This window comes from Flavobacterium algicola, from assembly GCF_022399565.1.
Classification (GTDB): Bacteria; Bacteroidota; Bacteroidia; order Flavobacteriales; family Flavobacteriaceae; genus Flavobacterium; species Flavobacterium algicola.
Window position 1 is genome coordinate 550,918 of the sequence record NZ_JAJTUT010000003.1, and the last position, 16,533, is coordinate 567,450.

General features: G+C 34.5%; 11 protein-coding genes. All 11 read left to right on the forward strand.

All coding sequences use genetic code 11. From position 1 onward, the window contains the following. Positions 1-73 precede the first annotated feature (73 nt). Positions 74-2,707: a glycoside hydrolase family 3 C-terminal domain-containing protein gene (locus LXH21_RS13130; protein WP_239866616.1), complete on the forward strand. Its 2,634-nt coding sequence runs from the start codon at positions 74-76 to the stop codon at positions 2,705-2,707. 6 nt (positions 2,708-2,713) lie between these two features. After that, a complete protein-coding gene (locus LXH21_RS13135) occupies positions 2,714-3,829 on the forward strand; it encodes a hypothetical protein (RefSeq protein WP_239866618.1) in 1,116 nt (371 codons plus the stop codon). Positions 3,830-3,869: 40 nt separating this feature from the next. Then, on the forward strand, positions 3,870-5,003 hold the full coding sequence (locus LXH21_RS13140; protein WP_239866620.1) for an endo-1,4-beta-xylanase: 1,134 nt from the start codon (positions 3,870-3,872) through the stop codon (positions 5,001-5,003). A 12-nt stretch (positions 5,004-5,015) separates the two neighbouring features. Next, positions 5,016-6,491, forward strand: a complete 1,476-nt coding sequence (locus LXH21_RS13145; protein WP_239866622.1) for an MFS transporter — start codon at positions 5,016-5,018, stop codon at positions 6,489-6,491. Between the two features lie 6 nt (positions 6,492-6,497). After that, a complete protein-coding gene (locus LXH21_RS13150; protein WP_239866623.1) occupies positions 6,498-7,517 on the forward strand; it encodes a glycoside hydrolase family 43 protein in 1,020 nt (339 codons plus the stop codon). Between the two features lie 219 nt (positions 7,518-7,736). Then, a complete protein-coding gene (locus LXH21_RS13155; protein ID WP_239866625.1) occupies positions 7,737-9,017 on the forward strand; it encodes a sugar phosphate isomerase/epimerase family protein in 1,281 nt (426 codons plus the stop codon). Between the two features lie 234 nt (positions 9,018-9,251). Beyond that, positions 9,252-9,989: a ThuA domain-containing protein gene (locus LXH21_RS13160; protein ID WP_239866628.1), complete on the forward strand. Its 738-nt coding sequence runs from the start codon at positions 9,252-9,254 to the stop codon at positions 9,987-9,989. A gap of 29 nt (positions 9,990-10,018) precedes the next feature. Beyond that, positions 10,019-10,957: an SMP-30/gluconolactonase/LRE family protein gene (locus tag LXH21_RS13165; protein WP_239866630.1), complete on the forward strand. Its 939-nt coding sequence runs from the start codon at positions 10,019-10,021 to the stop codon at positions 10,955-10,957. Between the two features lie 127 nt (positions 10,958-11,084). Beyond that, complete coding sequence (locus LXH21_RS13170; RefSeq protein ID WP_239866632.1) at positions 11,085-12,281, forward strand: endo-1,4-beta-xylanase; 1,197 nt, start codon at positions 11,085-11,087, stop codon at positions 12,279-12,281. 675 nt (positions 12,282-12,956) lie between these two features. Continuing rightward, complete coding sequence (locus LXH21_RS13175; RefSeq protein ID WP_239866634.1) at positions 12,957-14,177, forward strand: SIR2 family protein; 1,221 nt, start codon at positions 12,957-12,959, stop codon at positions 14,175-14,177. Next, positions 14,174-16,087 carry an ATP-binding protein gene (locus tag LXH21_RS13180; RefSeq protein ID WP_239866636.1) on the forward strand — a complete coding sequence of 638 codons (1,914 nt, stop codon included), beginning with the start codon at positions 14,174-14,176 and terminating at the stop codon, positions 16,085-16,087. The genes LXH21_RS13175 and LXH21_RS13180 overlap by 4 nt, the downstream gene beginning before the upstream one ends. The last annotated feature ends 446 nt before the right edge of the window (positions 16,088-16,533 follow it).

The following is a 16,533-nucleotide window of genomic DNA, read 5'->3' on the forward strand; positions in this document are numbered from 1 at the left end:
AAAAAGGAATGTACTTGATTAAAAATCTCCTTAAAATACGAACACGATTTCCCCAATTTTAAATAAAAAGAATATGTCTCAATTAAAACAGATTTACTTTTTCTTTTTTCTTGCCATTACAGTTTGTGATGCACAAGTAGCAGTACATAAAGATGCCTCAAAAACTTTTGAAGAAAGAGCTGCTTTTTTGGTTTCTAAAATGACTTTGCAAGAAAAGGTTTCTCAAATGACCTACAACTCTGCTGCAATAGATAGATTAGAAATTCCCGAAATGAATTGGTGGAACGAATGTTTACACGGTGTAGCTCGCGCAGGAATTGCAACTGTTTTTCCACAAGGAATCGGAATGAGTGCCATGTTTGATAGAAAACAAATGTTCGAAATTGCCAATGCAATCTCAGATGAAGCGAGAGCCAAGCATCATGATTTTGTTTCTAAAAACAAAAGAGGCATTCATCAAGGATTGACTTTTTGGACACCCAACATTAATATTTTTAGAGACCCTAGATGGGGTCGCGGAATGGAAACGTATGGTGAAGATCCTTATTTAACGGGAGAGCTTGGCGTACAGTTTATAAAAGGCTTACAAGGAAACGATCCTAAATACTATAAACTGATTGCTACTGCCAAACATTTTGTGGTACACAGCGGACCAGAAGCGAGTCGTCATAGTTTTAATGTAGATCCTTCTGCTTTTGATATGTTGAATACGTACAGTCCACAATTCGAAAAGGTGGTGAAAGAATCGGGCGTATATTCTGTGATGTGTGCCTACAATAGTTACAAAGGCATGCCTTGTTGTGGTAATAAGGAATTGAGTAGTTTATTGAGAAAAGATTGGGGTTTTAAAGGATATATCGTTTCTGACTGTTGGGCAGTAAAAGATTTTTATGACAAAGGAGCTCATGAAGTAGTACAAACTAAGGAAGAAGCATCAGCTATGGCTGTACAAGCGGGAACCGACTTGAATTGTGGGGATTCCTATCCTTCGTTAGTGAAAGCGGTGGAGCAAGGTTTAATTTCTGAAGCCGAACTAAATGTTTCTGTCGAAAGATTAGTAGAAGCACGTTTAAAACTAGGATTGTTTGCACCAAAAGGAGATGTGAAATTTGAAGACATTCCGTATTCAGTTGTTGACTCAGAAGTACACCGTTTATTGGCCTTGCAATCCGCTAGAAAATCAATGGTTTTATTAAAAAACAACAACCTATTACCATTAAGCAAAAACGTAAAAAAAGTCGCTGTTATTGGTCCGAATGCGAATGATGCAGACGTGTTACTTGGGAATTACAACGGTTTTCCGTCACAACCTATTACTCCTTTACAAGGAATAATGAATAAACTGCCAAATGCTAAAGTGAGCTTTGCGCAAGGATGCAGATTAGCTGATGGCTTACCAATTTTAGAAGCGGTTCCTGCTGCTGTTTTATACACCGATAGCAAATTGAAAAATAAAGGTATGAAAGCGGAGTACTTTTCGAATACTACTTTAAAAGGCAACCCATCGCACAAACAAATCGATGCAAATGTTGACTTCGTATGGGCAACAACGCCTCCGTTTTCAGATATGACGTATGATAAATATTCGGTACGCTGGACGGGATATCTTTCGGTGCCAAAATCAGGTCGCTACGCGCTAGGCGGACAATCCTATTCTGGAATGAAATTGTTTGTCGATGAGAAGTTGATTGTTGAAAGTGAAAATGTTTATGAGCCTAAAACAGAATATGAGTATTTAGACTTAGAAGCTAATAAAGTGTACAAAATTAAATTAGAGTACAAGCAAGACAATTCAGAGCATGCTGTGATGCGTTTTTTATGGGAAGCACCTAATGAAAACCTTGAGAAAGAAGCCATGGCGTTGGCTGAAGCATCAGATGTTGTGGTGTTCTGTATGGGATTAAGTCCACTTTTGGAAGGGGAAGAAATGAAAGTGAAAGTAGAAGGTTTTGCAGGTGGTGACCGATTGGATATCAAACTACCAGCTTCTCAAACTAATTTAATGAAAAAGATCAGCACACTAGGCAAACCAATGGTTTTGGTTTTGTTGAACGGTAGTGCGCTTGCAATCAATTGGGAAAACGAAAATATTCCTGCGATTCTAGAAGCGTGGTATCCTGGACAAGCTGGGGGTACTGCCATTGCTGATATTTTATTTGGTGATTACAATCCGTCTGGACGCTTGCCACTTACTTTTTATAAAGATATTAAGGACATTCCAGCCTTTGATGATTACAATATGAAAGGCAAAACCTATCGCTACTTTCAAGGAAAACCTTTGTATGAATTTGGTTTTGGTTTGAGTTATACGAGTTTTATATACAGTAATCTGGTTTTAGAAAAAGAACAAGCAACGAACAAAGAGATTCTACTTTCGATAGATATTACCAATACCGGAAAAATAGACGGAGACGAAGTAACGCAATTGTATATGAAAAGTGCCAAAGAAGATTTTCAAAACACTGTTCGAACATTAGTAGGTTTTGAAAGAACTTTTCTAAAAGCTGGAGAAACGAAGACCATTCGTTTTACGGTACAACCAAAACAATTGGCACAAATTAATGCTGATTTAAAAATGGAAGTGAATCCTGGCAATTATACTTTTTCTGTGGGAGGTGCACAACCAAACGAGGAAAGAATCAAATCAGCAAATGTGGTTGTTAGTACAGTTACATTAAAAGGAAACCCATTCAAAATTCAAAACTAAAACGGTATGAAAATAATATATAGTCTATCAATTACAGTCTTATTACTTTTTAGTTCGCAGACCAATGCACAAGTAACTCCTAAAAAAAGTAAAGCACATACGGTTATTTCTATCGAAAAAGATAATTTTTTAATAAACGGTAAAATTATTAATCAAGGTAAAACGTGGAAAGGGAATAATATCGAAGGATTGTTGTTCAATTCTAGAATGGTACAAGCCACTTTTGATGATGAAAATCCAGAAACGGCTGTTTTATGGAAATATCCAGACACTCAAAAATGGAGTGCGGATCGCAATACAGAGGAGTTTGTTGCTGCTATGTCAGAATGGAAGTCCTACGGTTTGAATGCAGTTACCATAAATCTGCAAGGTGGTAGCCCAACCGGATACGGTAATAAAGACTGGATCAACTCGGCTTTTGAAAGTAATGGTGCTATAAAACCAGCCTATTGGAACCGATTAGAAAAAGTACTTAAAAAAGCCGATGAGTTAGAAATGGTAGTGATTCTAGGATTATTCTATTTTGGACAAGACCAACTTCTAGCAGATGAAAAAGCAGTGATCAATGCTGTTGATAATACTATAAACGGACTTCATAAAACAGGGTATAAAAATGTTCTTATTGAAGTGGTTAATGAATGCGATTTACCGTATTACGACCATAAAATATTGACCGAAAGCGGTATGGCGACTTTGATCAATAGAGTAAAAAATAATAAAAGAGGAGACTTCAGATTTTTAGTATCAACAAGTTTTCAAGGCGCTTCGATTCCAACTTCTAGTGTTATAGAAGCTTCAGATTATATTTTACTTCACGCCAACGCTGTTGAAGATCCAAAAGGAGTAGCAATGATGGTTGAAAAAACGAAACAAGTGCCGGGTTACAGTGTGAAACCGATAGTTTTCAATGAAGACGATCATTATGAATTTGACAAAGAGCAAAACAATTTCAAAATAGCAATCGAGAACAGAGCGTCATGGGGTTTCTTTGATTTTAGAAGAGAAGGAGAAACGGATATCAAAGAAGGATTTCAAAGCGTACCTGTTGACTGGAAAGTGAGTTCAGCACGAAAAAAAGCATTCTTTGAATACGTGAAAACAATAGTAAATAGCGAAAAATAAACGAAGAAATAAAAATAATTTATTGATTTAAAAATAGAATATGAAAATAGTAAACAACAAAACGGCTACAATTATATTGGCAGGGGTTTTAATGATGAGTTGCCAATCTAAAAAAGAAGTGATAGATCAAGAACCAACATTAAAAATTGCGTTCAAACAAGATTTTTTTATTGGTACAGCACTTAGCGAAGACCAAATCAACGAAAAAGATTCAGTTGTAAATAATTTGATTAAATCACAATTTAGTGCTATTTCTCCAGAAAACAACCTGAAATGCGAAATGATTCATCCAAAATGGGACGAATTCACTTTTGACGTAGCCGACAAATATGTGGCTTACGGTAAAAAAAATAATATGTTCGTTGTAGGTCATGCGCTAGTTTGGCACGAGCAATTGTCTCCCTTTGTTCATGCTATAAAAAGCAAGGATTCCTTGAGTCTATTTATGAAAAATCACATCAATACGGTTGCCGGAAGGTACAAAGGAAAAATTGATGGTTGGGATGTTGTGAACGAAGCTTTGAACGAAGATGGAACATATAGAAAATCAATATTTCTTGATAAACTAGGAGAAGATTATCTAGTAACTGCTTTTAAGTTAGCCGAAAAAGCAGCACCTGGAACAGAGCTTTATTATAATGATTTTAATATCGAACAACCTAAGAAAAGAGAGGGAGCCATTCGATTATTAAAGAAAATTATAGACAGTGGCGCCCGTATTGACGGTGTTGGAATTCAAGGACATTGGAGTCTTGATGGTCTGCCATTGAAAGATATTGAAGAAAGTATTGTTGCCTATTCAAAATTAGGATTGAAGGTGATGTTCACCGAGTTGGATATTTCTGTTTTACCTGTGCCTGAGAAATTAGTGGGTGCCAATGTAGATCAAAATTTCGAAGAAGATGCCAAAATGAATCCGTACACTCAAGGTATTCCAGACAGTATCCAAGTAAAACTTGCGCAACGTTATGAAGATTTGTTCAAAGTATTCCTGAAGCACCAAGACAAAATTAGTCGTGTTACTTTTTGGGGGGTAAATGATAGCCAATCATGGTTGAATAATTGGCCAATCAAAAACAGAACGAACTATCCGTTGTTTTTTGATCGAAATAATAAGACTAAAAAAGCATACGATCAGGTAATGGCATTAAAAAATAAAAAAACCAACAAATAATTATAGTTCAAAATGAATAACACATCCCAAAAACTTTCCGTTTTAGAGAAAGTAGGTTACAGTTTAGGTGACTTTGCAGCCAATTTAATTTTCCAAACTTTGATGACTTTTTTGGCATTTTTCTACACCGATGTGTATAAAATTCCAGCAGGGACAGCAAGTGCTATTATCTTTTTCGGAGGGTTTATAGGTGCCTTTTTCAATATTATAATGGGTGCGGTTGCCGACAGAACAAGAACCCGTTGGGGGAAATTCAGACCTTGGATTTTATGGACCTCTTTACCATTTGGAATCATCGCTATCTTGGCTTTTTCTACACCAGATTTTGGTCCAGACGGAAAAGTAATTTATGCCTTAGTGACTTATTTCTTGTTGATATTAGTTTACTCGGCCAATAATTTACCGTATTCAGCTTTAAGCGGCGTGTTGACAGGGGATATGGGACAACGTAACAGTTTGTCATCGTACCGTTTTGTGGCGGTAATGTTTGCACAATTTATCATTCAAGGGTTGTTATTGCCTTTGGTTTTAATATTGGGACATGGCGACAAAGCAGCTGGTTTTAAAACGACCATGATGATTTTTGCAATAGCAGGAGTTGTTTGTTTTTTAATCACATTTTTAACTACTAAAGAGCGTATTGTTCCTAAAAAAGAACAAGAATCATCAGTAAAACAAGATTTAATCGATTTGTCCAAAAACAAGCCGTGGGTGATCATGCTTTTTGTAACTATTTTGATTTTTGTTACGCTTTCGCTAAAAGGAGGAATGTACATTTATTACTTTAAATACTACTTAGATCCTGTTGCCCAAGCTACGTTCTTGCAAGACATCGGATTCAATAATATGATTGCAGGACTGAATGATACGCTAGTCGGAATGGGACTTACCGAGTTCCAGTGGCCAAAAGATGCACCAACTTCGGCCTTTAGTTTGTTCAATTCGGGTGGGATTTTGTTCATGATTTTCGGAATTATGTTTTCAAAAGGATTGGCAGATAAATTCGGAAAAAGAAACATTTTCATTGCCTTTATATTTTTATCTGCTTTAAGCTTGATTCAGTTCAATTTTTATGCGCCAACTTCAATAGGTCTGGTTTTCTTAACGCAAATGGCACATGGGTTTTTGTACGGAATTACGATTCCGTTATTGTGGGCGATGATTGCTGATGTAGCTGATTATAGCGAATGGAAAAACAATCGACGTGCTACGGCTATCATCTTTTCGGCTATGATTTTTGGTCTAAAAGTAGGTTTGAGCATTGGTGGTGCTTTGGGTGCTTTTCTATTATCAAGATACGGTTATGTGGCCGAAGCGGTAAACCAAGCACAGTCAGCAATTGATGGAATTAAATTATCAGTAAGTGTTTATCCAGGGTTATTTTTTATCGCAAGTGCCGGTTTGGTCTGTTTTTATATGATCGATAAAAAAATGGAAGTGCAGTTAGAAAGTGAATTAAAAGAAAGAAGAAATAAAACAATAAATTAAGTTATTATGCCAGAAGAAAGTATCAGTCATATCAATTTTGACGAAATAAACAAAAAAGCAATTTCACAACCGTTAATCAAACACATGTACACCGCAGATCCTTCGGCGCATGTTTTTAACGGAAAAATATACATTTATCCTTCTCACGACATCGAAGCAGGAATTCCGTTTAACGACAACGGAGATCATTTTGGGATGGAAGATTACCATGTTATTTCGATGGATAGCCCAACGGGAGAAGCTACAGATAATGGTTTGGCGCTTCACGTAAAAGATGTGCCTTGGGCCGAAAGACAAATGTGGGCTCCAGATGCAGCGACCAAAGACGGAAAGTATTATTTGTATTTTCCAGCCAAAAGAGCCAACGGAATTTTCCAAATTGGGGTTGCGATTAGTGATTCACCGGTTGGGCCATTTATAGCTGAACCAGAAGCGATTGAAGGTAGTTATTCTATCGATCCAGCGGTTTTCTGTGATGATGACGGCAGTTATTATATGTATTTTGGAGGTATTTGGGGCGGTCAATTACAAAACTATAGAAACAATGTTTACGAAGTAAACAACCAAGAACCATCGGCTAATGAGTTGGCTTTAAATCCAATTATGGCAAAGCTTTCTCCTGACATGAAGAGTTTTGACGAATCTGTAAATGAGATCGAAATTCTGGACGAAAACGGGAAACCGCTTTTAGCCGGAGATAACGATCGTCGCTTTTTTGAAGCTTCATGGATGCACAAGTATAATGGCAAATATTATTTCTCTTATTCAACTGGAGATACTCATTTTATCTGCTATGCTACAGGAGATAATCCTTACGGGCCGTTTACGTATCAAGGTCGAATTTTAAATCCAGTTATCGGTTGGACGTCGCACCACTCTATTTGTGAGTTCGAAAATAAATGGTATTTATTCTACCACGATTCGAGTTTGTCTGAAGGAGTTACGCACCTAAGATCGGTAAAAGTAGCTGAAATCACTTATGATGAAAACGGAAAAATACAGACTTTAGATCCGTATTTGGATTAATAATTCGATGCTGATTTTAGAAAAAAAATGAGTTTTAATCTGCTTGATACTTTTCAAGCAGATTATGTTTTTTATATAGCAAACAGATCCTAGCTTCAATGGGATTGTTTCCAGAAATCAACCGAGTAGTTATATTTCTGAAAAACGGAATGTAAAACTAGTAAAACCCAAGTATAGAAAAAACACCACTATTTATTCACCTTGGTAAAAACTAAGAAAATGAAAACACTTTTGTATACAATCCTATTTGTAAACTCCTTTGTCGGTTTTACTCAAGAAAAATATAGCATTTCTTCTCAAAAAGATAGACTTAGACAATATTCTGGTCAGTGGGTAAGTGCAGTGAATCCTAGCATAGACAGTGTTGCGAAATTTCCAGAAATAAAAATGAGCAGTAGGAATAATTTCAATAATCATTCGCTCACGGTTGATGTTTTACAAAAAAATAGTAGGAACCAATACAACCCAATACTGCATGAAATTATAGGCTATGATACCGTTACCGATACTATTTTTGCTGCAGGTCACAATGCACAAGGCGCATTTTTTACAGGAAAAGGAATCTTTTCTTCAGAAAATCATTGGACGATGCAAGACAAAGACCTCGATGGGAATAAAACAGTGAAGGTTGATTTTGACTTTCAAAATTATACAGATGTTATCTTAGAAGGATTTGATACTAATGAAAAAAGTCTATGGAAAACGAGATACATTAAAAACAATCCCAAAGACAAAAATATTGGTATTCAGCTTGTTTCTGTTCACAAAGAGATGCTCAAAAGTCCAGAACAAACGTTAATTCAGTTGGGTCGAATGGGGTACAGCTATGTAGAGACCTTTGTGTATAAAAATGGTGGTTTTTACGATCAAAGTCCAACGCAGTTTAAGGCTATGGTTGAAAAAGCAGGCATGAAATTTTTGGGTTCGATGACATTTTTCGATCCTGAAAACAAAAATGATGATGCCGCAATAAATGCTTGGTGGAACAAAACGATACAAGACCATAAAGTAGCTGGTGTCGAATATCTTTCTACTTCAAATAGTAAATTAAAAGGCATTAAGACGATCAAAGAACTGCAAGATTATTGCAATTACTACAATAAAGTTGGAAAACTCTGCAAGAAGAACGGACTTAAGTTTGTGTATCACAATCATGCCGATGAATTTTTGAAGGTAGAAGGCGTAACCATTTATGATTATTTTCTTCAAAACACCAATCCTGAGTATGTCTATTTTCAATCTGATTTGTATTGGATGCAGCGGGGAGGAGTGAATCCTGTCGATTATTTTAAAACCTATCCCAACCGATTTATTAGTTGGCATGTGAAAGATTATAAAGAATTAGGCGAAAGTGGAAAAATAGATTTCAAGGATATTTTTAATTATAAAGAAAAAGCAGGAGTGCAATACATCTTGTCTGAAGTAGAAGATTATAACTTTCCGCCTTTGTATAGTGTTGGTTTGGCATGGGAATATATTTATTATGAACTATTAAAATAGACTACTATGGATTGGAAGTCTGCTGTGTGAAAACTTTGATGGCAGCTTTGCTAACTGTTTTTTTTACCACAGACTTACACAGATTAAAAAGTTAGATAGAATTAAAAATAGCAGCACAGATTAATCTTTTTAATCTGTGGCTGATTTTTTTTAGAAGCTAAAGCGAAAAAAAAAAAGCAGGTCGTGTTATCGATACCTGTAACCAATAAACGTTTAATTATGAAATCTTTTAGAATGAAATATCTCTTATTAACTATATGTATCCTTACCATGATTAAAACAAATGCACAAGATCAGTTTCGTGTTTTATTGTTTACCCAACACGATACTTGGCATTACAACAGCATCCCAGTTGCTGTTGAAGCTTTTAAAGAAATGGCTGCAGAAAATCAGTTTCAATTTGATTGGACACAAAGGCCAGATGATCTAATAGCGAAATTACCAGACTACGATGTCGTGATTTTCATGAACGCCAATGCCAATTTTTTGACACCGAAACACATGGATGCTTTAAAAGCATTTATGAAACGAGGCGGAGGCTTTGTGGGCATACACGGAACAGCAGATGGCGAAAACGATAATGCTTGGTTTGATGGTCTCGTGGGAGCGAAGTTTGTGAATCATCCAAAATTGCAAGCAGCTATCGTAAAAGTAGCCAATAATGATTTTCCCGCAACCTGGCACCTATCCAATAAATGGCTTCGTTCTGATGAGTGGTATAATTTTAAAAACATGAATGTAGATAAATTACATATTCTATTGACTGTTGATGAAACCTCTTATGATTTTACTGCGGGTTATGATGCAATCCCGTTAAAAGGTATGGGCAAGGCACATCCTATTTCATGGTATCAAGAGTACGAAGGCGGAAGATCGTTTTACACGGCTTTGGGGCACAAACCAGAATCATTTAAAGATAAAAACTTCTTAAACCACATTTTTGGAGCCATTTATTGGGCTAAAGGCAATTAAAAATAAAAGATAAAACCAACGAATGCTATATGAAAAGGAAATCAAAAAAACAGACTTCGAACCATTGTTTGAATGTAATTAGCATCAGTTTGCTAATGATAGTAACTGTATCTTGCCAAGCTCAGAAACCCCATACCAAAGCGATAATTGCTGATGGCGCCCAACTTATTTTAGTTGCGGACGGTTTCGAATTTACCGAAGGTCCTGCCGCAGACAAAAAGGGCAATGTCTATTTTACAGACCAGCCCAATGATCGTATCCTAAAATGGAATGCTGTTGACAATACCGTTTCCGATTTTATGAAACCATCAGGTCGTTCCAACGGACTTTATTTTGACAACCAAGGAAATTTACTGGCTGCTGCCGATGAAAAAAATGAAATATGGAGCATTGATGTAGATAAAAAAGTCAGCGTACTTGTTACTGATTTCGATAGGAAAAAATTCAATGGTCCCAATGATCTTTGGGTAGATGCCAAAGGAGGGATTTATTTTACAGATCCTTATTACCAACGTCCTTGGTGGAAACATCAAGAGCCTCAGCAAAAATCAAAAAGAGTGTATTATCTAGCTCAAAACACAAAAAAACCAATAATTGTAGCTGATGATAACTTTGACCAACCGAATGGAATTATTGGTACACCTAATGGTGATACGTTGTATGTAGCCGATCAAGCAGGCAATAAAACCTACTCCTATACCATCCAAAAAGATGGAACGCTTTCAAATAAAAAATTATTTGCAAATCTAGGCTCGGATGGGATGACAATAGACCACGTAGGTAATGTGTACCTCACCGGAAAAGGTGTTACTGTTTTCAATAAAAAAGGGGAGCGAATAGAACATATTGCCGTGCCTGAAGACTGGACTGCCAATGTCACTTTTGGTGGATCAAATCAAAAAACACTTTTTATCACTGCTATGGATTCCGTGTATATCATTGAGATGGCGGTACATGGAGTGCGATAAGTATAAGTACTATTTAATGACGTTTTCTTTGTCAGGCTGAGCTTGTCGAAGCCCCGTTTTAATAATTATACCCTATTTGTCATTACAATGGGTTGGAATACATTTTTCTATTAATAAATAAAAAACTATGCAAAAACCAAATTTCACCCTAATTAAAACAGCCACAATCGTTTGTGTTGTATCACTATCATTTACAGCTTGTACTGCTCAAAAAGTGAAAACTAATGCTGTTGCGAAAACAGTAGCAACCTCTGAAAACACGACATTAAGAGACGCCTTTAAAAACTACTTTTTATTAGGTAGTGCCATAAATGACGACATCGTTTCGGGTAAGGATAGCGCTTCCAATACCATTATAAGAAAGGAATTCAATACCGTTACTCCCGAAAATTGTATGAAAGCGGAAGTAGTATGTCCGTCACCAGGAGTTTATGATTTTAAATTGGCTGATGCCTATGTTGCTTTTGCTCAAGCAAACAAGATGTTCGTTATGGGGCACACATTAATATGGCACAATCAAACGCCTGCATGGTTTTTTACGAACGATAAAGGCGCTCCTAATTCGCCAGAAGAACAAAAAGAGCGCTTGCGCACCCACATCAAAGCGGTTGCTGGTCGCTATGCCGGAAAAGTACAAGCATGGGACGTAGTCAATGAGGTTATAGATGATAATGGTACCTACAGGCCTACAGTATGGGTAAACAGCATTGGCGATGGCGATGAAATGGTTCGACTAGCTTTCAAATACGCTAGTGAATATGCACCTAACACCGAATTGTATTATAATGATTTCAATGCTTGGCGTCCTGAAAAAAGAGACGGAATAGTGCGTATGATCAAGATGCTTCAAGATGCTGGAATCAGAATAGACGGTGTAGGGATTCAAGCGCATTGGGGATTAAATTTCCCTAAAACGGAATACATTCAACAAGCGATCGATGCCTATGCAGCATTAGGAATTAAAGTGATGATTACCGAATTGGATGTTGATGTATTGCCAATTACTAAGGAAGGGCAAATAACAGGTAAAAGCATGATGGAACCTCTGTATCAATTGGAAGAGTTTGAAACCTTTTTAGATCCTTACAAAAATGGTTTGCCTCAAACTGTTGAACAAGAACTAGCGAATCGTTACAAAGAATTATTTGGAATTTTTGTAAAGAACAAAGATAAAATAAGCAGAGTCACTCTATGGGGATTGCACGATGGTATGTCTTGGAAAAATGACTACCCAATTCCAAATAGAACGAATTATCCTCTTTTGTATAATAGAAATTTCGAACCTAAATTGGCGAGACAAGCAATTTTGGAAACTGTGAAGTAAAATTTAATTTTTGGTGTGGACTTTTATGAAACTTTCTAGTCTCGTACTATTGGTTGAATTAATGATGAAATAGGTTGCAGTTTTGTAATTGTAACTAAAATAAATAACCTCAAAAACCTTTGTGTTTTTGAGGTTATTTGCGTTTGAATCAGTGGAGAAAAAAGTGTTCATACTAACGACGTTAAAAAGTACTGATTGCGGTTTTTGGACTATGAAATTGAATAAATTATGCCTTTTACGGTTTCCCGTAATCTGTATGAATTTATTTTCAATATCTTAGCGAGGAATATAATCTTACAGAAACCATAACATCAATAATGGTAAAAGTGGCTTTCATAAGATAAACCAACCTTAAAGGATTTAGAATTATGTATTATTACAAGATTTTGAATATAAATTTCAGCGTCTGAACGAAATTTGTTATTACAGATTGAAAATCTGAAAAAATGAAGGAGTTGCTGTTGGTAAAAATGACGAAAGTTTAATAAATGAGTTTTAGAATAATACAACTATAAAAGTGTGATACGAATATTATATTTAACAGAATTTCATATAAATAATAGAACTTTTAGAAGATTGGAATGGTTTTTTATTATCTGAAGCTAAAAATATAATCCTTTCCAAAATATCAAAAATAGAAAATAAAAAGCGTTAATTTAATTAATATTAGAAGTTATGTGTGAGCTGAAAATAAAGTTCTTTCAAGGGCAGTCAAATTTACTTTCTGAAGTTACAAACAACAATGAAGATGTTGAAAATAAATCTATTGACATTATAAAGAATAAAATAAGTGAATTGTTTAATATGAAAAATATTCACTTTCTATTTGGATCAGGAACAAGTGCAACAGCAATACCAACAATGGCTGAACTATATGATAAAGTGGAAACACATATTAATAGTTTAGCATTACCTCTTAACAAATTTATAAAGGAAGAATTCATTAAGATTACAAAGCGAGTGAATGATAAAAATCTCGAAGATGTTTTAGGAATTCTGTATTCTCATAGAGTATACTTAAATGATGGTGACATAAAAAACAGCGCTTTTATAGTTTGCGAATCATTAATAGATATTATTGAAACAATCATTTTTGATAATATTAATATTGACTTTGACGATGCTACAAACAAAGATAATATTGAAAATTACCAGCGTTTTTATAGAAAAACAGCATTAAGAAATAAAGATTTGTCTCGAATAAACGTATTTACAACTAACAATGATTTATTTAATGAAACAGCTTTAGATAGTTTAAATATTCATTATATAAATGGATTTAATGGAGGTCTAAATAGATATTTTAATCCGGCATTATTTAACTACACATTTTCAAAAAGAATGGATACAAGTATCGATAAGTTTGAACCCGTCGAGAATATGGTTCATCTGTATAAAATTCATGGCTCTATTAATTGGATTGAAGACAAAAAAAACGCAAATACTTTTTTTAAAATTAAGGAGATATTTAACCCGACAAAAACAAATAATAACGTATTGGTTTATCCTGCACCTACTAAACAAAACAAAAGTCTAGGCAGTCCATACGTAGAAATGTTTAGGGAGTTTCAACGTAAACTTTTAGAACCTTTAAGCGTTTTATTTGTGGTTGGTTATAGTTTTAGTGATGAACATGTTAATAATATAATATATCAAGCATTGGCCACTAACTCTACAATGAACCTTGTTATTATTAATGATGTTTCAGATAGAGATATTTCTAAAATTGAAGATGATCGAATTTTTAAAATTTGGGGTGAAAATTTGGCTGGTAATAAAATTCATTATTTCGATTATGTTGTTGAAAATCTTTTACCAAATGTAAATGCATTCAAGTCTGAAAATAGTAGTTTAAATGAATTTGTTAAGTTCTACAACGAAAACCTTGATAAATGAAAATAGGAAAAATAATATCCGTTGAATATGACAAGTTCAGAGTTAAACTTTTTCATACTACAAAAACGTCTACTGTGAGTTTAGAAGGGCAAGTGTATTATTTTGGTAATATTGGTAGTTATTTAAAAACTCACAACCCAACTGGAGAGGCAATTATATGTGAAGTAGTAGCAGTTTTAGATCATAGTACAGAGAGTGTACTATTTTCAACTTATAATTTAGATAGTTCAAGGGAATTAATAATTAAGCCTGTTGGAACCCTAGCGAAAAATAATCGTTTCAATATGGGAATTGGTATATTTCCTTCAATTTATAGCGATGTTAATATTGTAACAATAAATGATATTAAAGCAATACTTTCAAGTCATAAAGCCCTTAATGGAGATGCGGTACCTGGAATACATGAAGAAATTGAGCTAGGTTTAAGCAAGAATATGATTAATTATAAAATTAACCTAAATATCGATAAACTTTTCAATATACATACTGCCATATTAGGCAATAGTGGAAGTGGTAAATCCAATACAATTGCTCATATTTTACAAGAAGTATTTAGAAAAGCAGAAAATGAAGCTTTAGGTGCTAAAATTATTCTATTTGATGTTAATGGTGAATATGTAAAGGCGTTTGAGAAATCATTAACAGAAAAAATAAAAACTAAGTTTTATAAGCCTAATACATCTGTAGAACCATATTCAACTTTTTATTTACCATATTATTTAATGAACTTAGATGAATGGTTGGGTTTTCTTTTAGCATCTGATAGGACTCAAAAACCTTTTTGGGATAAAGTTTTACAAGAATGTTTTAAATTTTACAAAATATTTAATGCCGATCAAGTACGAGAAGCTAGGTCTGAATTTGTGAATTATTTCAAATGGAAGTTTAGATATATTCTAGCAAATATTATTTCACAAGTAGATAGCGACACCGCTAAAATTACCGCAGCGAAAGGGATAATAATTAAATGTAAAGAAATAAACTCCGAATATAATTATGAAGAGTTAAGAAATTTCCTAGAGCAGTTGGACTCTAAATGTACAATTAGTTTTGGAGATAATAGGAGTGCTTTATCTGAATATTTAACTACAATTGAAGTTGATGAAGCGCAGGCAATAAATACTGATAGTGAAAGATTAAGACCTGGTGAATTTTTTGATTATAAATTTTTAAAAACCGCAGTTGATATAGTTTTATTGGATGAAGAAGCTAAGGGTAATTCTAGAATAAGAGAATTTACATCTACTATGTTGAGTCGTTTGGATTACTTTCTTACAAATCCAGACTGTAATTTCATGAGATACACAGATGTTAAATATACAAATACAGTTGATTATCTTGAAAAGGTTTTAGGTGTCAGTGAAAATTTAGAAACCCAATTAATTATTATCGATTCAAGCGAAGTTGGTACTGACTCACTTGAATTGATGACAAGTGTAATTAGTCGAATGATCTTTGACAATCGAAAATTTAAAATAGGGGATGAAAGAAGAAAAAATCCCGTTCATTTAGTATTAGATGAGGCTCACAGATATATAAAAAAAGATACTGACTATATTTTAAAAGAGAATATATTTGAAAGGATCGCAAGAGAGGGGAGAAAGTATTCTTTATTTTTGTTACTTTCTTCTCAACGACCATCTGAACTTTCTCCGACAGTTTTATCACAATGTGGTAATTATATAATACACAGAATTCAGAATGAAATAGATATGAAATTTATATATTCGGTTTTACCATACTTCTCAGATGACTACACAATAAAAATAAAACAACAAATTCCAGGGGAAGCCCTTGTCTTTGGTAATTGTGTTCCTATGCCATTACATGTCAAGATCAATGAAGCTAAGCCTGCTCCAAATTCAGAAAATTGTAATATAAGCGAAGAATGGTTTAAAAATAGAGCTTAAACATAATATTATATAACGAGTTGTTAGACTGCATATTTAAAATACATTTATTTTCTCACAAATACTCACTAAATTTGTGACAAAATACAAAGTGAAGAACATTTTAATACCCTCGTAATCAGGTAGTTTAGATATTTTAAAATCTTCTAAGAGTAAAATATTTTTCGCAGATGATTTTGTGAAATTCGGCTCCGCGCTACAGCACGAATCCCCTGCTGGCTTCAGCGTATAAGTAATACACGTACATCCCAAAGTTTGTCTCGCTGAAAGCGTCTCACACAAACCAATCACTTCAAAAGAGATTCCTCCGGAATGACAAACTTTACGGATTAGAATAGTTTGAACTTCATAATCAAATTTAAGTTGATCTCAAATGTAAAAGTAAAATATTCTCCCAGATGGAGTAGCATAATTTCATTTGAACTGCGTTGCAAACAATGTAATTT